The 22,192-nt window shown below is 36.3% G+C and carries 15 protein-coding genes and 1 riboswitch; of the genes, 7 read left to right on the top strand and 8 right to left on the bottom strand.

From position 1 onward, the window contains the following. Nucleotides 1-147 precede the first annotated feature (147 nt). Both ACMGGO_RS21595 and ACMGGO_RS21600 read left to right on the top strand, forming a co-directional pair. Complete coding sequence (locus ACMGGO_RS21595; RefSeq protein WP_279493676.1) at nucleotides 148-1,602, top strand: helix-turn-helix transcriptional regulator; 1,455 nt, start codon at nucleotides 148-150, stop codon at nucleotides 1,600-1,602. A 296-nt stretch (nucleotides 1,603-1,898) separates the two neighbouring features. After that, nucleotides 1,899-3,404: a catalase gene (locus ACMGGO_RS21600; protein ID WP_048390717.1), complete on the top strand. Its 1,506-nt coding sequence runs from the start codon at nucleotides 1,899-1,901 to the stop codon at nucleotides 3,402-3,404. 123 nt (nucleotides 3,405-3,527) lie between these two features. On the opposite strand, the gene thiC is transcribed toward ACMGGO_RS21600, so the two are convergent. From thiC to ACMGGO_RS21615, 3 genes are all read right to left on the bottom strand, one after another. Then, complete coding sequence (gene thiC / locus ACMGGO_RS21605) at nucleotides 3,528-5,306, bottom strand: phosphomethylpyrimidine synthase ThiC (protein WP_420282246.1); 1,779 nt, start codon at nucleotides 5,304-5,306, stop codon at nucleotides 3,528-3,530. A 140-nt stretch (nucleotides 5,307-5,446) separates the two neighbouring features. Then, nucleotides 5,447-5,561, bottom strand: a riboswitch (TPP riboswitch). A 60-nt stretch (nucleotides 5,562-5,621) separates the two neighbouring features. Further along, nucleotides 5,622-6,551 (bottom strand): AEC family transporter, encoded by a 930-nt coding sequence (locus ACMGGO_RS21610; protein WP_054548934.1) that lies wholly within the window; start codon nucleotides 6,549-6,551, stop codon nucleotides 5,622-5,624. A gap of 110 nt (nucleotides 6,552-6,661) precedes the next feature. Next, nucleotides 6,662-8,761, bottom strand: a complete 2,100-nt coding sequence (locus ACMGGO_RS21615; RefSeq protein WP_416141287.1) for a methyl-accepting chemotaxis protein — start codon at nucleotides 8,759-8,761, stop codon at nucleotides 6,662-6,664. Between the two features lie 254 nt (nucleotides 8,762-9,015). On the opposite strand from ACMGGO_RS21615, the gene ACMGGO_RS21620 reads away from it, so the two are divergent. Both ACMGGO_RS21620 and ACMGGO_RS21625 read left to right on the top strand, forming a co-directional pair. Next, nucleotides 9,016-10,665, top strand: a complete 1,650-nt coding sequence (locus ACMGGO_RS21620; protein ID WP_420282247.1) for an S-layer protein — start codon at nucleotides 9,016-9,018, stop codon at nucleotides 10,663-10,665. A 589-nt stretch (nucleotides 10,666-11,254) separates the two neighbouring features. After that, nucleotides 11,255-12,532: a hypothetical protein gene (locus tag ACMGGO_RS21625; protein ID WP_420282248.1), complete on the top strand. Its 1,278-nt coding sequence runs from the start codon at nucleotides 11,255-11,257 to the stop codon at nucleotides 12,530-12,532. Between the two features lie 185 nt (nucleotides 12,533-12,717). Here ACMGGO_RS21625 and ACMGGO_RS21630 read toward each other — a convergent pair whose 3' ends face one another. From ACMGGO_RS21630 to ACMGGO_RS21640, 3 genes are all read right to left on the bottom strand, one after another. Further along, nucleotides 12,718-14,640 carry an ABC transporter substrate-binding protein gene (locus ACMGGO_RS21630; protein WP_420282249.1) on the bottom strand — a complete coding sequence of 641 codons (1,923 nt, stop codon included), beginning with the start codon at nucleotides 14,638-14,640 and terminating at the stop codon, nucleotides 12,718-12,720. A gap of 179 nt (nucleotides 14,641-14,819) precedes the next feature. Continuing rightward, a complete protein-coding gene (locus tag ACMGGO_RS21635; protein ID WP_066038067.1) occupies nucleotides 14,820-15,764 on the bottom strand; it encodes an ABC transporter substrate-binding protein in 945 nt (314 codons plus the stop codon). A gap of 101 nt (nucleotides 15,765-15,865) precedes the next feature. After that, nucleotides 15,866-17,431, bottom strand: coding sequence for an ABC transporter substrate-binding protein (locus ACMGGO_RS21640; RefSeq protein ID WP_420282250.1), 1,566 nt, complete (start codon nucleotides 17,429-17,431; stop codon nucleotides 15,866-15,868). A 99-nt stretch (nucleotides 17,432-17,530) separates the two neighbouring features. Between ACMGGO_RS21640 and ACMGGO_RS21645 the strand changes: the two genes are divergently transcribed. After that, complete coding sequence (locus tag ACMGGO_RS21645) at nucleotides 17,531-18,487, top strand: ABC transporter substrate-binding protein (RefSeq protein WP_420282251.1); 957 nt, start codon at nucleotides 17,531-17,533, stop codon at nucleotides 18,485-18,487. A 38-nt stretch (nucleotides 18,488-18,525) separates the two neighbouring features. Here the strand turns inward: ACMGGO_RS21645 and ACMGGO_RS21650 are convergent, their stop codons facing one another. Beyond that, entirely contained in the window at nucleotides 18,526-18,771 is a 246-nt protein-coding gene (locus tag ACMGGO_RS21650) for a helix-turn-helix domain-containing protein (protein WP_279493665.1), read from the bottom strand. A 190-nt stretch (nucleotides 18,772-18,961) separates the two neighbouring features. Beyond that, entirely contained in the window at nucleotides 18,962-19,144 is a 183-nt protein-coding gene (locus ACMGGO_RS21655) for a hypothetical protein (RefSeq protein WP_279493664.1), read from the bottom strand. Nucleotides 19,145-19,472: 328 nt separating this feature from the next. Here ACMGGO_RS21655 and ACMGGO_RS21660 point away from each other — a divergent pair, with 328 nt between their 5' ends. Next, nucleotides 19,473-20,429 (top strand): ABC transporter substrate-binding protein, encoded by a 957-nt coding sequence (locus tag ACMGGO_RS21660; protein ID WP_279493663.1) that lies wholly within the window; start codon nucleotides 19,473-19,475, stop codon nucleotides 20,427-20,429. Between the two features lie 97 nt (nucleotides 20,430-20,526). Beyond that, on the top strand, nucleotides 20,527-22,161 hold the full coding sequence (locus ACMGGO_RS21665) for an AraC family transcriptional regulator (protein WP_420282252.1): 1,635 nt from the start codon (nucleotides 20,527-20,529) through the stop codon (nucleotides 22,159-22,161). Nucleotides 22,162-22,192: the final 31 nt, after the last annotated feature.

The following is a 22,192-nucleotide window of genomic DNA, read 5'->3' on the forward strand; positions in this document are numbered from 1 at the left end:
CTCTATTTACATTGTACTAACTACCTTTTTCAGAATATAGAGAATTTTAATAGAGAAAACAAGACTTTTTTCAGATTACTATGTTATTTTTATTAATATAACCGTACTTTTATATGAAACTAGAATATTTTAAGAAGGGCTGATGGTATGAAGCTGTTATTAATTGATCGCGATCCAACCGACCTAGCAGGAATAAAGTGGTTTTTACATACATATTTCCCTGGAGATGTTTTTATTGAAATGTGTACAAGTATTTCAGAGGTGTCTCATAGCATTAGACAATTTGAACCTGATGCCATACTGTTAAATATCGATATATTTCCTAATAATCGCTTAGCAGCTCTTTATCGCGATATGCAAAAGCTTTCTGGTGCCATTTTAGCAATGACAACTGAGCCATTATTTAAAAATGCTTTGAAGGCAATTGATTTACAAGTGGCTCATCTTTTTGTGAAGCCTATTGATTTAGAGCTATTAAAGAAAAAACTCACAACCATTTCTCTTCGCACACCACAGATTACAGAAGATGCTCAAGAGACTACAAACGATTCCTTTTATAATCAATTATTTTTAGATAATAAATCAAGTTCAATTGAGACAACATTACATTTCACAATGATTGAACCCGAGCATACTGAAACCTTCAATAAGCTTTACAATTGGCTTCAACAAACACCGATTCACTTTCATATGAAAACCTACCCTCTATCTAATAGAATCGTATGTCTTTTTCAAACAAATGATATAAGGATTGTGGAAAAAGATGTACGTACACTTATGAAGGAATGGCGTTTGATTAGTAATAGTTCTTTAAATATCGGCATATATGATGGAACACCTACAACCATTAAAACTATGTATACATTAACAAAGCGTGCACTACATCAAAGTTTTTATGAGGGCTTTGGCCATATTTTTTATGCGAGCAAACAATATGAAACTCAGCCCTTTGATCCCTTACTGACACCAGAAGAGCAACAATTACTAATAAGTAGTTTGGAAGATGGAAACCTAGAGGCCGTTAAAACATTTTTATATCGGCTTTCTAATGAAGGCATATATTATGAGCAAGACGATTTACGCATTCATTTGACGAGTGTCTTAGCACAAATTAGACGCTTTATGCTGAAATATAAATTACATGAAAAAGCGGTTATCGAACAACACTACCGTCAGCTATTTCATTTAATCATTGAGCATCCTATATTTTATACGATACTCAATGGGATTATTTCTTTCACGCAGACATTAATTGAGTTAGCAAGGGAAGCTCGAATAGAGAAACGAGCTGATTATGTTGAACTAGCTATAGAAATAATTGATCAACAATTTAAAGATAGCGCACTGTCTCTTCCCTTTGTCGCTCATAAGCTTGGAATAAGCCCCAATTATTTAAGTACAATTTTCTCAAGAAAACAAGGCTTGCCATTTAAGCGCTATTTACAGCAAGTAAGAATTCATCATGCCACAAAAATGCTGCGAGAAACAGATTTTGCTATTAGCGAAATCGCTCATTTAAACGGTTTTGATGACCCAAATTATTTCATAAAATTATTTAAGCAACAAATTGGTATTACGCCTAACCGATATAGAAAAAATTAAAAGATTGATTAAAATAATTTTCAATTAGTTGATTTTATTTTCAATAAAGATTTTATCATGATGTCATTATCTTGATCTTAATATGACAATTATCTATAAAATTGAGATTAAATAAAATAAATTTAAGTTAAAAACTATGTATAAACCCTATGTCTAGCGCATATATTTATAGTTTATACTTAAATATAAAAATTCTTTAACGATAATTATTATAATGTACTAGCAATTCTATTTTATATTTGTTATAGTTATAGACGAAGAGTTTGACTCACATTTTTTTCAGGAGGTAAACTAATATGACAAACGCAAATGATCGTAGCCGTCGCTTTACAACAGCAGGTGGTGCTCCAGTAGTAAGTAACCATGACTCTATGTCAGCAGGTCCACGTGGCCCTCTTTTACTTCAGGATGTATGGTTAGTTGAAAAACTAGCAAATTTCAACCGTGAAGTAATTCCAGAACGTCGTATGCACGCAAAGGGCTCAGGTGCATTTGGTACTTTTACTGTAACGCATGATATTTCACAATATACTAAAGCGAAAATCTTCTCAGAGATCGGCAAGAAAACTGAAATGTTCGCACGTTTCTCTACAGTAGCGGGTGAGCGTGGTGCAGCAGATGCAGAGCGAGATATTCGTGGCTTCGCCCTTAAATTCTATACAGAAGATGGAAACTGGGATTTAGTAGGGAACAATACACCTGTATTCTTCTTCCGTGACCCGTTACACTTTACAGATTTAAACCATGTGGTAAAACGTGACCCACGTACAAATATGAAAAATGCCAACTCTAACTGGGATTTCTGGACTTCATTACCTGAAGCACTTCACCAAGTGACAATTGTTATGTCTGACCGTGGTATTCCAGCTGGTTACCGTAATATGCACGGATTTGGTTCTCATACGTATAGCTTTATCAATGCTAATAATGAACGTGTTTGGGTTAAATTCCACTTCCGTACAGAGCAAGGCATTAAGAACTTAACTGGTGCCGAGGCTAATGAGATTATTGGTCAAGACCGCGAATCTTCACAACGTGATTTATATGAAGCAATTGAAAAAGGCGATTTCCCTAAATGGAAAATGTACATTCAGGTAATGACAGAGGAACAAGCTCGTGAGCTACCATACAACCCATTTGATTTAACAAAGGTATGGTATAAAAAAGACTTCCCATTAATTCCTGTAGGTGAATTCGAGTTAAACAAAAATCCAGACAACTACTTTGCAGAAGTTGAACAAGCTGCATTCGCACCATCTAACATTGTTCCTGGCATCAGCTTCTCACCAGATAAAATGTTACAAGGTCGTATCTTTGCATATGCCGATGCCCAACGCTATCGTCTTGGTGTAAACCACTATATGCTTCCTGTCAACGCACCAAAATGTCCATTCCGTACTTTCCATCGCGATGGAGCAATGCGCTTTGATGGCAATCTTGGTTCGACATTAAGCTATGAACCAAATAGCTATGGTGAGTGGGAGCATAATTTAGACCATAAAGAGCCTGAATTACGTATTGATGGTCATGCAGGTATTCATGATTTCCGTGAAGACGATAATAATTACTTTGAACAACCAGGTAAACTATTCCGTCTATTGACTTCGGAAGAGCAGCAACGCTTATTTGAAAATACCGCGAACGATATGGCTTCTGTTGAAGAGTTCATCAAACGCCGTCACATCCTTCACTGCTATCTAGCTGACCCAGCATATGGTGAAGGTGTCGCTAAAGCGATGGGTCTTTCCTTAGAAGGTATGGACCTTACAAATCCATATGTAAAACAACCAACAAACGTTTAATATTCCACTTTATTATTGATATCCAAATCCAACTTTTACTCCATGTGAATCCACTATTCACATGGAGTTTTTTTATTAAGAAAAGGCCTATGTCTATTTTTTTGACATAAGCCTTTTCTTTCATTATTGGTAAATTTGACTGCCTGCTTTTTTAAACTCCTCAGCCTTTTCTTTCATACCTTGATGGATCGCTTCAGTCGTATTCAAATCCTTATCTTTCGCATAATTACGAATATCCTGTGAAATTCTCATGCTACAGAATTTAGGCCCACACATAGAACAAAAGTGTGCTGTTTTTGCTCCCTCTGCTGGCAGTGTCTCATCATGATATTCCACTGCACGCTCGGGATCTAGTGACAGATTGAATTGATCACGCCAACGGAACTCAAAGCGCGCTTTAGACAGTGCATCGTCTCGTTGTTGTGCACCTGGATGACCTTTTGCTAAATCAGCAGCATGTGCAGCAATTTTATAAGTGATAACGCCCACACGAACGTCCTCGCGATTCGGTAAACCAAGATGCTCTTTCGGTGTCACATAACAAAGCATCGCTGTACCAAACCAGCCAATCATGGCTGCCCCAATGGCTGATGTAATGTGGTCATAACCTGGAGCAATATCTGTTGTGAGTGGTCCTAATGTATAGAAGGGCGCTTCCTTACAAACCTCTAATTGCTTGTCCATGTTTTCTTTAATCAGATGCATTGGTACATGACCTGGTCCCTCAACCATTACCTGAACATCATGCTGCCAAGCAATCTGTGTTAGCTCGCCTAGTGTTTCAAGCTCTGCAAATTGTGCCTCATCATTGGCATCTGCAATTGAGCCTGGGCGTAAACCATCACCTAAGGAAAAAGCAACATCATAGGCTTTCATAATTTCACAGATTTCCTCAAAGTGTGTATACAGGAAATTCTCTTGATGATGATATAAACACCACTGTGCCATTATAGAGCCACCTCGAGATACAATACCTGTCACACGATTTGCTGTTAGTGGTACATAGCGTAAAAGGACACCTGCATGAATGGTGAAGTAATCTACACCCTGCTCGGCTTGTTCTATGAGAGTATCACGATAAACCTCCCACGTTAAATCCTCTGCTACACCATTTACCTTTTCTAAAGCCTGATAAATTGGCACTGTTCCCACTGGCACTGCAGCATTTCGAATAATCCATTCTCTAGTTGTATGAATATGTTTACCAGTCGATAAATCCATAATATTATCTGCGCCCCATCGAGTTGCCCAGGTCATTTTCTCAACTTCTTCTGCAATGGAAGAAGATACAGCAGAATTCCCGATATTCGCATTGATCTTTACATGAAAATTACGCCCAATAATCATTGGCTCTGCCTCAGGGTGATTAATATTAGAAGGCATTATAGCACGCCCAGCTGCAATTTCTGAACGTACAAATTCAGGATCCATATTTTCACGAATCGCTACAAACTCCATTTCAGGCGTTATAATTCCCTTTCGTGCATAGTGAAGCTGTGTCACATTTTTACCTTTTTTAGCACGCAAAGGCTTTCTCGCCAACTCAGGGAAGACATTTTCTTGAATACGCGGGTCATCAACATGACGAAAGCCATTATCTTCCGGTTTAATGGAGCGTCCCTCATATGCTTCTACATCCCCTCGCTCTTGAATCCATGCATTTCGTAAGGCAGGTAAACCTTTCGTAATATCTACTTGGTAGGCTGGATCTGTATAGGGCCCACTTGTATCATATACTCGAATAGGAGCATTTTCTTCATTTCCAAAACTGCCTGTTGTCGGACTTAATGCAATTTCTCGCATAGGTACTAGAATATCTGGGCGTGATCCTTCCACATATACTTTTTTGCTTCCTTCAAAGCCGGAAATAATGGTAATATTCTTTTCACTAATTGCTGACATGAGCTACTTCTCTCCCTTAAATTTATTTTGATATAAGGACCGATTCTAGCTCACCCCAACAATCCAAAAAATAAAGGCCGAATCCAAAATAATTATTTGGATCCGGCCACGAATGTAAAGGTCTATTGATTGCATACTCTGCAATAGCTTCTTAACTTTCCCACGCTGGTATGAGCCAGATCAGGTCCAAAGGGTCAAGAAACTTCGTAGCGTTTCCCTCTCAGCCTGACTCATCAGACTCCCCTAGTTAATACTATTTAGTTTGATGCTAGTGTAGCAGATAATACTAAGAGATGGAAGTTATTTTTTATCTTACTAGGTAAATAATACTTCTGCAAAATAGATCACAATGGTTACAGTTATACAGCTTACAATGGTTGAAAATAAAACAGCTTGCGCGGCTGTTGCTGATTCTACATCATATTCCAATGCTAGACTAGAACTATTGCGGGATGTTGGAAAGGCACTAGCTATAAAGAGTGATTGTGCGACGACTCCATCTAATCCCAATATATAAATAATGGCCAATGCAACAGATGGTCCAATAATTAGTCGCGTAAAACAGCTGATAAAGACGGTTTTATTAAACATTGATTTCATCTCTAGTTGTGATAATTGCGCACCTAAAGTAATTAGAGCCACAGCAATAAATCCATCTGCCACATGTTCTACTGGTATTTTGATAAACTGTGGTATACCGATATCAAAATAATTCATAGCGACACCTATAATCAGCGCATGAATAATAGGCATTTTAAAGAAATCCTTGATGATTGTCATACCTGACTTTGTAGAAGAAATTAAATTGTATAAACCATATGTATACGTAGTCATATTTTGAAAGATTACGAGCATGACCTGAATGGCTACTCCAATAGGTTGCGTGGCAAATATCATTTGAGCCACTGGAATACCGTAATTACCCGAGTTAATGAGCACAACACTATTTTTAAAGACAGCAGCCTCTGTTCTAGCTAAACCTAACCCTTTTGCCATAAAGTGACTGAGTATCATTTGACTACCGATAAAGAGTACAATAAATAATCCGACCTCTCCCAGTACAGTTAATTCCACATGTGTTTCATATAAATTTACAAAAACAGCTGCTGGCATAAAGCAATATGTAATAAGCTGAGACAATGCTTTTAAATTAAAGCGAAATTTCTTTTGTAGTATAGCGCCTATTAAAAGTAACACTAAAATAGGTACAACAATTTGAAAGAAAATCATTCCGAGATACATCATATCAATGTCCCCCTTCCAGTGTTAATAGTAGTGTTGAATTCCTTCTAGGTCAATTTCTCCGGCTTTCACCATAAAGAAGACTGCCTCTATATTGAAGGCAGCCTTTCTTTTTAAGCAAGCTTAAATCGGTTTACAACTTCTTGTAGCTCGTTTGAAATATCGTTCATATTTTGAATAGACTCTGCTACTTTTTGTAATTCTACTTGTTGATCCATTGCAGAAGCACTTACTTGTTCCGCAGAGGCTGCTGTTTGCTCAGAAATAGCCGAAATACTTTGGATAGCCATGATTGCCTGATTTTTATGCTCTAACATGCTAGATAGTTTATTCATTAATTCACTAATAGAATTTGCAATTGAACCCGACAAGTCACTGCTATCTTTAAATGCTAGTTGCGTGCTTTGTACGGACTCATTTTGAGATTGCATTAAATCTGCATTAGATGCAATCACAGCAACCGTCTGCTGAGAATTTTCAAGAATACTTTCTACTGTACTCTTAATAATTTCTGTTTCATTCTTAGATTGTTCTGCAAGCTTTCTAACTTCCTCTGCAACTACAGCAAATCCTTTACCATGTTCACCAGCACGTGCAGCCTCAATACTTGCATTTAAAGCTAGCAGATTAGTCTGCTCGGTAATGCTTTGAATCGAAGCAATAATCTGATTAATATTGGCAATATTAGAAGCTAATGATTCCATTTGCTGCTGGATACGCCCATTCATTTGATTGGTCTCCATATTACGTTCTCTTAAACTTTCAACCTCATGCAATCCTTTTTCCGTTGTTACACCTGTTTTATGAGATAGCTCATCCATTTCATTAGAAAGAGCCGTAATAGCATCAATCTGATCTGATAAATCCATCATTCGATAATTTGTTTCTTCTGTATCCTCTGATTGCTTCGAAGCTCCTTGTGCAATCTCGTTGATAGCTACGGAAACCTCCTGACTAGAAGCAACTACCTCATTAAATGCCTCATTTACCTGATTAGAAGATTGGTTCAATAACCTCGTGGAATTTAGTACAGTTTGAATCGCACTATTGGTTTTATCTAACATATTATTATAGGCCACAGCAACTGCACCAATTTCATCAGGCTTAATATATCGCTCTTCTACCTTTTGTGTTAAATCCCCTTCGGCTGCAGTTTCAATCGATGCACGTAAAAATTTAAGTGGTTTTAATTGTTTATAGATGAATAACACACTTGCAGCTGTCATCAAAACCACCATAATAATGGAAGCAATAATCGTAAATACAAATACATGATTATATGTTTCTAGAATCTTTGATTCAGCTAACACGACTTGAACAGTCCATGTTTCGTCAATACCCTCTAAAATCATTGGAGCAAAAACATTATAGGCCTTTTCCTTCAGTTGATTAGAGTCAACGTACATACTTGTTAGTTCACCATTTTCCATTGTCTTACTAATACTTGTCCAAGTAGGATCCTCTTGCATATTGCGCCCAACTAGCTCATCACCAAAGCTGTTAGCTGTTAGCACACCTTTATTCGTAATAATTGCCGCATAACCGCCTTCTGGGGCATTCGATTTTGTTAAATCATTTAAAAAATCTATTGATACATCGGCAGTCAATACACCGAAAAATGTTCCGGAAGCATTGATTAATGGCACCGAAATGGTTGTCATCAATACAGATTGTCCGTTTACATTATAATCATAGGGCTCTGTCAAAACTGCACGTCTCTCTTCTTTTGGTACCCAATACCATTCAGAAATACTCTTATCATCAATACCTTCGATTAGAGCAGTCGAGATATCATTTCCGTTCTTACTTAAATAAGGGATAAAACGTTTTTTAGTATCTACTAAAGCAGCCTCAGTTGGTTCTAAAATAATAGAATCTTGCTCAAAGATTGCTCCTACTCCAAGAATGTCATTATTGCTAGCTAAATTGTTTTCCATTATGTCTATGACACCCTTGGTAGACAACGTATTATTCTTCTCCATGCTTTCTATGATACGCTTTGTTGTTTGTAATGTCGTATTGGCTTTCTTAAATCTTTCACTCATAATAGCTGCAGAGGATTCAGCAGTTTGCAATGTTCCATGCTCTGCGTCTTCAACACTTTGCTTTTTTATAATAATTCCCGTTATGACAGTATAGGATAAAAATAAAATGAGAAATAATCCTATTATAAGGGAAGAAAGTTTTAAGGCAATTCCTCTTGATTTTTTCATAACTAACACCCCCACTTTTATACTAATAATAATGGATGGATGATTGTATCACAATAAAATATTTAGCGAATAAAGTAGAAAATTTACAGAATTATAGAGAAAAATACCGATACTTCACCAAACATTTATTTTTCAATATAAAGGACTAATGACTTATTTGAATTGAGATTCATAGTAAAACACCCTCTTCGAATTCTAAATTATAGAAGAATATGATATATTAACTATTAAATAGAATGATTGGAGTGACTTACATGAAAAATAAAGCGCTATCAACATTAATGGCCACGGCTATTACAGCGACACTAGTATTACCAATGTCTACTGCGAATGCCGCATCATCTCAAATTCAATCAAATTCATATGAGACACATGTAGCAGCAGCAAAAAAAGTAATAGGTGAATCCGTAACGATCAAAAACATTACAAAAGATACTGTAATAACATCTAACGGCACATTTAGAATTCAATCGGCATTAAAGCCCCTATTTGATACTTCAAATAAAACAGCATTAACCAATGCCCGAGCTACAATTGTAGTGAAAAATGGTCAAATTACGGACGTTACCTCATTAATTTTAAACAAAGCAGGTACAAGCAAAAAATCTGTCTATTTTGATGGAGGTGACGCACAAATCTCTGGAGACCTCACTGTTAACGCGGACTATGTAAAAGTTCAAAACGTTAGTGTGGATGGTCAGCTTATCATTACCAACAGAGTAAAAAAAGCCGTTACACTCGATGAAGTAGCAGTAGATGAAACAATTACACTAAAACCAATTGTCACGAAAAAGGTAAGTTGGCTATATGTTACTTTAATCGATATGAAATCATCAAACATCAATTTGGGACGTACTAAAGTCAATGTATCTTCTGACCAAACTCTTGCCAAAGTAGATGTGGTTGGTAAAGTGGAATCTTTTGAAGCAATGACTAATATAGAAAAGCTTACAATTGATGTAGCGAAAAATTTCAACCTTTATGGTGAGGGTAAAATTGAGCAAATCGTTGTAAAGGGCGGTACTAAAGTAGCTTTAGATTCAGGACATCTGGTAAACAATGTACAAGTAGACAATAAAAATGTCTCCGTGACACTACCTGTTATTGATAAAAAGGAACTTAATACATTAATCGCATCCCCACCATATGTACAAGTATCTGTAAACGGCTATGATATTTTAAATACGGACAAATGGACAACACAAGCAGACCGCACAGTGTTTGATTCTGCTGTAGCAAGTGCGAGAGCTGTAGCAAATAATTCAAATGCCTCACAAGAACAGGTGAAAAATGCCATTAATCAGTATAAAAATGCACTAGCAGTCTACCAAGCTACTCAGAAGAGTGGTACAAAATATGGTTATGGCGATAAAGCTTCACTACAGTCTTTAATTAATTCTGTTCAATATGTTACTGTTTCTTGGGACGGGTCAAATGTACCTTATAATTCTCCTTGGACTACACAAGCAGAAAGAAACGCAATAGAATCTGCTGTTTCATCTGCCCAAGCAGTTGTTAATAATTATTATGCCACTCAAACGGATATTGCCAATGCCATCAATAATTTAAACAATGCTATTTGGACTTATAAGAATGCTAATAAGTACGGAAATAATGGGTATTATGTGGATAAAGCTAATTTACAAACAAGTGTTACTGCTGCGTATTATGAACTTCAAAATGTAACAGTTTCTACAAGCGGAACTGGGGTAGATGTTACTAACGGAATAAGATGGACAAAAGCTGTTGATCGAAGTAACTTTGAGGCTGTAGTTCAACAAGCACAATATATACTAAATGATCCTAATGTGTACCAATATCAAATTAATGACATGTATAACACCTTAAACCAAGCAATAGAAACTTATAGAAAAGCACAAAATGTAGGAATTATTAGCAATTAGGTTTTGCTATGTTGTCAACACCTAAATCTCTTTTAGTATAACGAAGGACTCTACCTATTGTAGAGCCCTTCACTATTTAATAATTCTTTTTTAACTAAATGAATTCATTTGCAACATTGTATTCATTTGCTTCACCTTCGATACCAATCCTCCACCTCCTCACTCGGTTCCACTGCCAAATGCTCTTGAGGCATCTTTTTTAACAGCCAATATTGCTCCTCAACGGCGGCTGAATTATTAAGTAGATCGTAAAGTTTCATTAAAGTAAAATAACCAACCTCTGCATCTTTAATCTATTAACTTCTTATATTATTTTTCCAAAATAACAAAAATCTCTATAACAATAGGCAATTTTAAATTATTCTACCATTCAGAAATATACATCTTCTATACCATACATCTAAAAACCTCTTCAATCTTATTTCATGGTAGATATTAAGCACATTTGCATATGGTATTTTAAACAGCACAAGTTCAACTAATAAATACAAAAAAGATTCTAGACTATGTTAAGATTAAATCAACACCATATATTGTATATATTCCCTTCAATTAACCAAGAACATTAAACACAGGAGGATTCTACATTATGAAATCTAATAAGAAACTTGTCTTACTATCTTTAGTGGCGGTTCCTTCGCTTCTTTACACCGCGCCAGCATCGGCTACTGAGATACCAAAGCCAGCCTACATACTTGCTAGCTACAATGCTAACGTGGCAAATGTTGTACAACTAATTAACAACATTAACAATACAACTGCTACCTTCCAAACAAATTTAGAGGCAGCTTTGAAGGCTTACAATGCTTTAACAGAAACAGAAAAACAGTATGTTACGAACTACTCCACATTGTCAGCACATCAGCAGACAAGAATTGCTTATCGTAAGCTTGCTACACAAATTGAAGAGAAATTGTATTCTGTGGATTCTACGTCCCCTAATTATTATCAAAATGTTACTGAAACAAAAGATTGGTATAATACCCTGAATGCAGCGCAAAAAACCTTTGTAAGTGCATCTGCGCAAAAAATTCTAACTTCCTATATCACGCCAAATACATCTGTTGACAAGGTGGTCAATAAAATTCAATTGATTAATTCATCTCGTCTCTCGTTCCATAAAGATGTAGCCAATGCTCGAGCAGAGCTTAATGCATTACGTAGGTTTTCAAATATTTCTTTACCTGCAGGTATCGAGCAACAATTACTTGATGCAGAACAGTTGGTTGTAAAGGATAAGGCAGTAGCTAAAGAAGTTGAAAACGCTATTGCAGCTTTATCACCAAAAACATCGACAGCTCAGGATGTGCAGGCAGTCAAAACTTCTTTTGAAGCATTAACACCTGTTCAGCAGCAACTCGTCCCAAATGTATGGACTTTAGTGGATTTTGTACAAGGAACACATACACTTCCTACAAAAGATAACATCCCTAAAACACCTGTTTTATCTGATGTAGCAGCTGTCCCAGGGAAAACTACAGCTATGACAAAAAATAAAAATATCTATAAAGCCAAAATTAATGTAGCCTCATCAGAAATTGACACGGAACGTTATATTCTAACAACAGAAGATAAAATGACCATCATTATTCCTCCACTTTATACACTTATCGATGAAGATGAAGGGGTTATGGATATTCAAGTAACAAAAAAGGCAAACCGAATTACTCTTCAAGCTACATTGAATAAAAAACCAGTAACCTTTGATGCAAATATGGAAATCATAATTGAAGGCTTACCAGCTAATTCTACCTTCAATCGCTCAAATGGCTTTGGCAAGCAAGTTCCAGCTGACTTTATCATCAGTGGAAATCGTCATATTATCCAAACTACTACTCCTGGCACGTTCCAAATCGTAAGAAATTAAATTAAAGCACTAAAGAAACAATGTTGGTTTCTTTAGTGCTTTCTTTTTGAAAAATAATCTCTATTATTACAAGTGCACTTCGAAGTCAAATAATCAAATTTATCTCATCGTAAATAAAAATATAACCGCTCCATAAATGTTATGTATCAATAAACATTTATGGGGTAAACCATCCATTTTTTAACTTATTTAGTTGTCGCTACTAGTTGATCCACAATGAAATCAAGCTGTTTTGACAATGAATAAATGTCGTTGTAGTAACAAAAACCAAAATCCATTTCGATAAGCCTTCCTTCTTTAATGGCAGGAATATTAGCCCAAACTGGATGATCTGTTAAATCTACCATTCCTTCATAAGATGAGCGGAACACATAATCTCCTGCATAATCTGTTAATACTTCTAAAGAAACATCGATTGCCTCATTGGTGTTGTTTTTATCATCTATTTTCTTTTGAATAATATCTGGTGCTTTTATTCCTAAATACTCATAAATAGCTTGAGAACCACGTCCAAAGGTATAGCTTGTTACAACAGACATTTTTCCTTTGCCGCCTTCCATAATACTAACCGTTCTATCTGAAATACCTGCCTCTTCTAACTTCTCTTGGCTATCCTCTACTTTTGTATAGAAATTAGCTAAAAGCTCTTTTGCTTCTTTCTCTTTCCCTAGTACTTCACCAATCTTTGTTAAACGTTCATCTAGAGAGGTTGAGAAATCGATCATGACAGTAGGTGCAATTTTCTCCATTTGATCGTAAAGTTCATTCTTACTTGGGATAATGATGACATCAGGTTTTAATTGGATTACTGCCTCGACATTTGGTTCAAACCATTCACCTAAACTTTCAACTGTTTTTAATTCTTCCTCAAATGCTGCTCCCTCTTGTATTTTAGAAGAACCCACTGGTGTCACATCAAATGCTAGTACATCACCTGTATAATACATCACCACTACTCGCTCAGGGTTAACAGGTATTTCTACGTCTCCTTTCATAGTAGAGACAGTATTTGTTTGTGATTCGCTTACTGTTTGAGTGGTAGAGGCTTGTTTTTCCCCGCCCTGTGTACTGGTTGATGCCCCACTACTGCAAGCACTTAATAAAAGCATCAGACATAGAAAGAGTGTTGTAAAAGCTGATAATCCTCTTTTATTCATTGGTTCATACTTCCTTTCATTATATTGATAACCATTCTCAATATAATCTTGGAAGCTCCAATCGACAATGGAGTATCTTTCAGACATTGAAGGACTATCTTTTATCAGATCACTTACTTTTTGCTTTTGACGGAATTTTGTAGGAGAAACGCCTACTCTCTTTTTGAAAAGTCTACTAAAATAATAGACATCACTATAGCCCACACCCATAGCGATATCGCGTAAGCTAGCATTTGTCTTCTCAAGCAAAATAGAAGCTTTTTCAATCCGTAGTTGAATTAAATATTCAATCGGGCTGCAACCTAACTGTTGCTTGAATTGAATGGATAAATGAGATGGACTATAGCGCAATGCCTTCGCAATGGATTCTAAGGTCAATGGCTGTGCATAATTTTGCTCTAGATAGGCTTTAATTTGACTAGAGACATTTAGTTTTTGAATGTCGACACTGTCCTGATCTAGCTGCATGAAAATTTCATTTAATAATTGATAGAATAGCGATTTAACAGTAAATTTGCTGAGGCTATTGGCATTTTCCCACTTCTTATACATAAAATATATTTTTTCAAACATTGTAATAGGCGAGTTAGGAACAAGACTGTATTGATAGTTGAAAGGATTATTTGTTTGTAACGCCCTTGCTATCATTTTATTTGAGGTTAAAGGAATGGAAGCTCGATAAAATATTAAAAAATATTCAAAGCCTTTGTCTGTAGCCATTATTTGTAGTGTGGTGCCCTTTCCACCGTGAATAAGGTGAAAGCCCTCTAGTGTATAGTTTATTAAATCGATTTGAACTTCCGCACCACCACCTGTGGCATAAAGAAACATATTTGCAGGCAATTTATATGATTTTCCGATTTCCTCAGGTTTGAATAGCTCATATCTTATATCGAGCACTTTGATCGTTGCGTGATTCCAAAGAAATAGAAACTCCTCTTTTGGTAGCATCCTACATCATTCCTTCCAATTCTTCACTACCTACAAGTTTATTATAATTGATAATCATTCTCAATATAAACCTGTATAAGCATAGAAAAATCACTCAAACAATCCAATGCCTGAGTGATTTTATAGAATTTCATTTAATTTTGTTTAGTATGTTGTACTAGCATTTTCAATTATTTAGCTTATTTTTTATTCGTGAGCCAGTTTGTTAATTCCTCTACCTGAGCCAACACGGCTGTTGGGTCATAATACCATGAACGCTCCTCAGGCCAAACATAAAGATGATCATTTTTTACTGCTGGCAAGCTACCCCATATTGGATCTTTCTTAAAATCTTCAACTGTACGATCATCTGAAGTCAAAATAATGTAGTCTCCTGCATAATCTGCCAGCACCTCTTCGGAAATTTCAGCCCACTGCTTTTCCATCATTTCATCTGCTACTTTAGCAGGTGGTTTGCGACCAAGTGCCTGATAGACTGGTTGCCCACCACGTCCAAAATTATCACCATATGCATAATACGTTTTGCCTGCGTCCTCCATAATAGAGAAGCTTGCATCCTTTGGAATAATCGCATCTACCTGTGCTTTGGCATCGGCAATCTTTTGATCATATTGCGTAAGCCAATCCTTAGCTTCTTGCTCTTTGCCAAGCAACTCACCGAAATAAGTAAGTTCTTCGTGCGCATCCTTTAATTCACCAAAGGGAATGACAACTGTAGGAGCAATTTTACTTAAAGCATCATAATTTTCCCCATTGCCAGTAATAATCAAATCAGGTTTGAGCGCGATAATCTTCTCAATCGACGGTTTCCCATAGTCACCGATTTCTTCTACATCTTTTAATGCATCCTTTAAATAATAGTTTTCAAGTGCCAACCCAGGAGCCCCCACAGGTTTTACATCTAATACAAGCAAACTTGCAATATACTCCTCTGCTACAATACGCTGAGGACTAGTCGGAATAACAACTTCACCATTTGTCGTCTGAACAGTTTTTGCCTCTGCTTCTTTTGTATCTTGCACTGTAGTCGGACTAGAATTTTTCTCCTTTTCTCCACAAGCCGTTAACAGAAGTAATATTAAAAGAAATAGTGGCGCTATGAATTTTCTATTTTGTGTCAGCAATTTTTTCCCTCCATACATACCAGTTGATAATCATTCTCACTAATTGTAGAAGATTGTAAAATAACTGTCTATGTATGAAAGTGATTTGTTGCTCTGTATATTTATGATGTTAATACTTCCATTAATTTTTGTAATTGCATAGCTGTAGATAATGGGTCATAGCCATAAAATAATTCATACTGATTCAAAAAGTACACCTGTTTCTTTTGAACCGCTGTAAGTGACTGCCATTTTTCCGAATGTAATACCCTCAAAAGATGCTCTTTTCCAAAATCTTTTGTAGGAAGAGCAGTGACGAATATATAATCAGCTTGAAAATAAGCAATATCTTCAATATCTACTGTTAAGTAACCTGTTTGTTCAATATTTCGTGTGACAATCGCAGCTGGTCGACTAAAGCCCAAATCTTCGTACAGTATATGACTCCCTCTTCCGTGACTACTATTTAAACAATATGCTTGATGACTACCTATTTCCCAAACAATAGCAGTCCCTCTTGCTCCATGTTGTTGGTCAAGAATATCGTTACACTGAGCTATCTGTTCATCATATTGCTGGAGCCAGCTCTTACATACTTCTTGTCTATCAACGATATGGGCAATCAACCCAAATTGCTCTCGCCAGCTTAATTCTCTACATGGTAGCTCGAATATAGGAGCTACTGAAAGTAATAATGGTTTTTCGTCACCACCACTGTAGTTAATAATGATATCAGGACAGGCTGCGGTGATTGCCTGATAATTTGAAGCAATATCATACTCATAGCCTTTCAGTTTATGCGTATTAGGGACAGGCTTTATACCCTCTAGAAATGGAGAGTATACACCCAACACCGGCGTAATACCAAGAGCTAGTAAGCATGCTGTATGATTGGTATTGAGTGCAAGGACACGCTTCGATTTCTGATAATAGACTGTTGGTGATACACCTACTTTTTCTTTAAATTTCCGACTTAAATAAGTTCCTTCATTGTAGCCAACTTCCTCGGCAAGCTCATCTAATTTAGGCATTGTAAACAATAGCCTTTTCTGTGATTCTCGTATTCTTAGCCATGTTATATATTCACTATATGTATAGCCTGTGTGCTTATGAAACGTACGAGAAAAATGCTCTGGACTTACTTGTGCTTTTTTGGCCATCTGCTCTCTTGTTAATTCTTCACGGAAATGTAGATGAATATAATGAAGTACTTTATCAATCCATAGTCCTTCTTTTTTTTGATTATTTTCACGTAAAAGGCTGTATAGCACTTCTAGCATTTCACCAAATAATTTTTGTAAACGAAACGGATTATTGCTCTCAGTGTTTGCTTCTTTTTCTACTTCTTTAGCTAAGTTCATCAGTCGATAGGAGCATTGCTCAATTAAGATAGAAGCTTGCAATAAACGATCAGTTTTGTAACCATAAACACGATATTGAATGATGATCCCTCTGCTTTCACATGTTTCTAGAAGATGAAAATCGTCAGTATTATCTAAAAGCATAACAGAATTTGAACTAAGCCTAATGTGCCTACCTTGAAGCGTACACTCTATATATCCCTCATATACTATGACCATAAATGGGTAGGTGAATTGTGTTTCTATGTCACTTAACATTTCATTTAATTTCACTATTTGTATAGGTTGATAAAAAAGATGGGACAGTAACTGATTGTCTTTGTACATTTTAGTTCTATCTCCTAAACATCAAATTGATATTGATTATCATTTTCATTATAATGAAATAGAATGATAGAAATCAATTGAAATAGGAGGCTTATAGCTTTGAAAAAATTTATAAAAAAGAATGCCTTTATAACTGGCATTTTAATTATTTCCATCCTTTTGGCTGCATGCGGAACTCAATCTTCTTTCACAATAGAGAAGGCAAAGGAAGAAAACTCCAATCAAGTATTAACAGATTCAATAGCACATGAAGTGACCATTCCTAAGAATCCCCAACGCATCATAGCTCCTTATCTAGAAGATCACCTTGTAGCATTAGGTTTAAAGCCCGTTGCACAATGGTCCGTAAAGGGTGGGACTTCTATCCAAGACTATCTCCAGGATTCATTAAAGGATATTCCAACAATTGAATTCGATCTTCCCTATGAAGCTGTGACAAGCTTTAATCCAGATTTAATTGTAATCGGTTCTCCTGAAATTGCTGAAGGTGAAAAATATAAGCAATATAGCAAAATTGCACCTACGTATGTGATGGGAACGGAGGATAATAATTGGCGCAATAAACTATTAAAAATGGGCGAAATTTTTGGTCAAACAGATAAGGCAAAGGAAGTTCTAGCAGATTATGATCAATTCGCTAAAGAAGCAAAAGAAGAAATTCACAACAAAGTCGGGAAGCCTTCAGCCACTGTGATCTGGAATATCAAAAATTCAATCTATATGGTAAGTGAAACAGCTTCTAGCGGTGTTGTTCTTTATGAGGATCTTGGGTTACAAACGCCAAGCCTTGTGAAAGAGATGTCAGCTTCTGCTGCTGGTGATTGGTCGCAAGTTTCTTTAGAAAAATTCGTTCAAATAGATGCTGACTATCTTTTTGTTATTAACAGTGATAGTGCAGGTAGCTCTGAATTGCTAAGCGATCCTCTGCTAGCTAATATACCTGCCATTAAAAATGATCATGTTTATGAATTCGAATCAAGTTCGAGCTGGTTATATTCAGGTGCTATAGCCAATCGCCAAATTATTGAAAATGTAATGGATAGCATAGTGAAATAAAAAAAATCCCTTCAGCTTTGTTTAAAAGCTGAAGGGTATTATTGTGATCTGTATCTGATAAAGTCTCGAGGATTCAACCCATATTTCTCCTTAAAAACCGCAGCAAAATGACTCGGATTAAAATAGCCAACAGCATTCGCTATTTCCATAACATTCATTGTCCCGCTTTGTAATAAATAACATGCCTTCTCCAAACGTTGTTTTTCTGTATAGAACTTGGGAGCTTTATTGTACAAAACGCTAACAATACGACGATTAGTGTCAAAACTCCGAAAATTAGCCATGCTCCTCTCCAATCTAACTCAGGAAGTTGATAAGCAAGAAAGTACGATCAAACCTGATAAAAACATCCCTATCCCGGCTCCACTCATTAACAGTCCCATGACAGTACCTCGTTTCTTAGGATACAGGTTAATAGCTATCGATAGTAGTGGCGTATAGACCAGCACCTGCAAGGAACAGTGTGATGGCAGCCTACCAGAAATTTGCAACAAACACCAGTCCTATTAACCCTAAAATGACACAGGCTCCCCCTGCTAACAGAACATTTTTTGCACTAATGTGTGTTGTAAGTATTCCAGAAATTCCCACTATTAGTAAATAATCTAAAAACAGCATTGTTCCTAAGTAACCAGATTGAGTGGTCGTGAAATTCATTCCCTCCTGCATAAACGGCAATATAACTCCTTATGCCATGCGACCAAACCCCGTAGTTGTAACAATTAATAGCATTCCTGTTATGACAAACATCCAATAATTTTTTATTTTTAACCCCCTTTCATTACACGAATCTTAGTCCAATGAAAAGTCCATTCTCCACCAATGGAAGGATACTTATACGGTAAAACGGATTTTAATTTAAGGTTACAGTTAGATTTTTGGATAAACCTTAATGGCCCTTTTTCATTTTATCCATTGTTCTAGGTCACTGACTAATTTATGCTAGCCTATATCGATAATGATTATCATTTACGGAGGAAGAGACATGAAAAAATTAAAGCGACATATGCTCATTTATAGCTTATTATTACTGGTTAGTATCATACTAGCTGCTTGTGGTTCTACCAATCAAGAAACAAAGAAGGAAGAGACAACAACATCAGCATCAACCACTCGTGTTTATAAGGATTATTTAGGTCATGAGGTTGAAATTCCTGTAGATCCTGAGAGAGTGGTTTATCATGGAGAAGGATTCGGTGATTTACTTGCATTGAATATCAAAACAGTTGGTGCTGGCTTCTCTTGGATTACAAATTACGCTTGGGAAGATCGCGTAAAAGATGTGGAGGACGTTGGTTTTCCTATTAATGTGGAAAAAACATTGTCATTAAAGCCTGATCTTATCATTATTGGTACTTCAGATGAAAAAACATATTCACAGCTTTCTAAAATCGCTCCTACTATCGTGTTTGATACTTTTGCGCCCTTAAACCAACGTTTAACAGAGCTGGGCGATATACTTAATAAAAAAGAAGAAGCAACTCAATGGATGGATGCTTATACAGAAAAAGCGGATAAAATGTGGGAGTCGCTTGTAGCTGATGACATCATTAAACCAGATGAAACGGCATCGGTTTTAACATATTATCCAGGAGATCGATTATTTGTCATGGCACGTGCTGGACTTTCTCAAGTTTTATACGATTCAAATGTGCTTAAGCCTGGCGACAACATACAAAAAATTCTTGATGATGGAACAGGCTTTGCTGAAATCTCCACAGAACTTCTTCCTGAATATGCTGGTGATCGAATTTTCATCCTCACACCAGTCGATGATGAAGCAAAACAATCGACAAAAGAAATGATGGAAAGTCCAATTTGGAAGAACCTACCGGCAGTGAAGAACGGTCATGTCTACACATTTGATATTGAAAAAAGTGATAGCGATGCCTCAACAAGAGAATGGCTGTTATCACAATTACCTACTATGTTAAAAAAATAACTAACAAGAGACATTTCATCTTTGTTGAAATGTCTCTTTACTTTTTATACAATACAGTTAATTGATAATCATTTTCATTTACTAAGGAAGTGAACAGATGGAAGACAATAAATCAGCTTCTATTAACAATGATTTACTATTTCATTTAGAAGATATTGACTGTATTTCGCAGAGCTATCCGTTTATCTCGACTTCTCATCATACGATGATACTTTTTACAAATGGCTGTGGGACATTAACGATTGATGATATACCCTATTTGGTGACGAAAGGAAAAATTTTTCTTGTTCAGCCCCATTCTATGATTGATTTATCGGATATAAATCATGGTTACCGTTTCTATAAAATTGCCTTTTCAGCCTTTCAGCTAAAACATAAGCACCCTTCCCCACATCTAGGATCTATTTTTTCTGATGAAGTGGAATATACAATTTATCCGTATACACGATTAATTCGTCTTAGCGAAAATCTGTATAATTTAAATCCTAAATTGGATTTTCTTAAACAACAAGGAGTCTTGTATGAACTCTTAAATTTATTATTTGAACATCAGCTTCATATGAACTACCAGTTGACAATGACAAAGGCGGTTGAAGAAACTATCGACTATATACATAACTATTTTCAACAGCCTTTAACAGTGAAAAAGCTAGCGGAACTCGCTCGTATAGCTCAATGGCAATATAGTACGATCTTCCAAACCTTAACTGGGAAGAAACCACTTGATTATATTACAGATTTACGTCTTACAAATGCCAAGGAATTATTACTACAAACAAATGAGCCATTAAAAGATATTTCGCAGCAAGTGGGATTTGATGATGAATATTATTTTAATCGCCGCTTCCGACAGGTAATTGGAATACCTCCAAAAGAGTTTGCACGACAATATAAACAAAAAACTGTTGTAAAAGATTGGACAGGACACGAGGTAGCCATTCCTCGTTCACCGCATCGTGTTATTTATCATGGAGAAACGTTTGGGGATATGTTGATTTTTGATGTGCAGCCAATAGGTGGTAACAAAAACTCTATTAGTAAATCCTTCTATAAAAACCATGTTCCTTATATTCAAGATGTTGCCTTTCCAATCAATCTTGAAAAATCTTCGAAGCTGAACCCTGATTTAATTATCTTTACAAATAATGACGAACAGCAATATCAAGCACTATCTTCTATTGCACCAACAGTTACCCTAAATTCCTGGGATTCATTGGAGGAACGCGTTCTTTTATTAGGGCAGTGGCTTAGCCAACAACAGCGTGCAGAAGATTGGCTAGAATATTTTAAAATCCAAGAAAATACTATGTGGCAGCAGCTACAAACAGTGATAGAGCCTGGTGAAACAGCATCTGTTTTGACTTTTGATCATGGCAAACGTCTTTTTATTATGGGCTGTACAGGTCTATCCCCTGCTCTTTTTCATCCAGATGGTTTTCAACCTCACCCACAAGTCAAAAAGCTACTTCAAGCAGGCGAAGGGTATAGAGAAATACCAATAGATCACTTACCTCAGTATGCTGGTGACCGTATCTTTATGTTGTTATCTGATAAACCCGAATCGCAAATGGCTACGATGGAATTGATTAATAGCGATATTTGGAAAGGACTCCCTGCTGTACAAACTAACCATGCTTATTTAGTGGATGCAACAAAGTGGAATTATGGAGATGCCTTTACAAGAGAGAAGTTACTCGGTGCATTACCAAAACTATTGGTTACTGCCAAGTAATTCTCATACTTATAATAAGGGGTGACATTTA

The sequence above is a fragment of the Lysinibacillus sp. BNK-21 genome, assembly GCF_048684915.1.
GTDB lineage: Bacteria > Bacillota > Bacilli > Bacillales_A > Planococcaceae > Lysinibacillus > Lysinibacillus capsici.

Coding starts and splice junctions, on each gene's coding strand:
- ACMGGO_RS21595 (WP_279493676.1), top strand. CDS start 148: ATGAAGCTGTTATTAATTGATCGCGATCCAACCGACCTAGCAGGAATA.
- ACMGGO_RS21600 (WP_048390717.1), top strand. CDS start 1,899: ATGACAAACGCAAATGATCGTAGCCGTCGCTTTACAACAGCAGGTGGT.
- thiC (WP_420282246.1), bottom strand. CDS start 5,306: ATGTCAGCAATTAGTGAAAAGAATATTACCATTATTTCCGGCTTTGAA.
- ACMGGO_RS21610 (WP_054548934.1), bottom strand. CDS start 6,551: ATGATGTATCTCGGAATGATTTTCTTTCAAATTGTTGTACCTATTTTA.
- ACMGGO_RS21615 (WP_416141287.1), bottom strand. CDS start 8,761: ATGAAAAAATCAAGAGGAATTGCCTTAAAACTTTCTTCCCTTATAATA.
- ACMGGO_RS21620 (WP_420282247.1), top strand. CDS start 9,016: ATGAAAAATAAAGCGCTATCAACATTAATGGCCACGGCTATTACAGCG.
- ACMGGO_RS21625 (WP_420282248.1), top strand. CDS start 11,255: ATGAAATCTAATAAGAAACTTGTCTTACTATCTTTAGTGGCGGTTCCT.
- ACMGGO_RS21630 (WP_420282249.1), bottom strand. CDS start 14,640: ATGCTACCAAAAGAGGAGTTTCTATTTCTTTGGAATCACGCAACGATC.
- ACMGGO_RS21640 (WP_420282250.1), bottom strand. CDS start 17,431: ATGTACAAAGACAATCAGTTACTGTCCCATCTTTTTTATCAACCTATA.
- ACMGGO_RS21650 (WP_279493665.1), bottom strand. CDS start 18,771: ATGGCTAATTTTCGGAGTTTTGACACTAATCGTCGTATTGTTAGCGTT.
- ACMGGO_RS21655 (WP_279493664.1), bottom strand. CDS start 19,144: ATGAATTTCACGACCACTCAATCTGGTTACTTAGGAACAATGCTGTTT.
- ACMGGO_RS21660 (WP_279493663.1), top strand. CDS start 19,473: ATGAAAAAATTAAAGCGACATATGCTCATTTATAGCTTATTATTACTG.
- ACMGGO_RS21665 (WP_420282252.1), top strand. CDS start 20,527: ATGGAAGACAATAAATCAGCTTCTATTAACAATGATTTACTATTTCAT.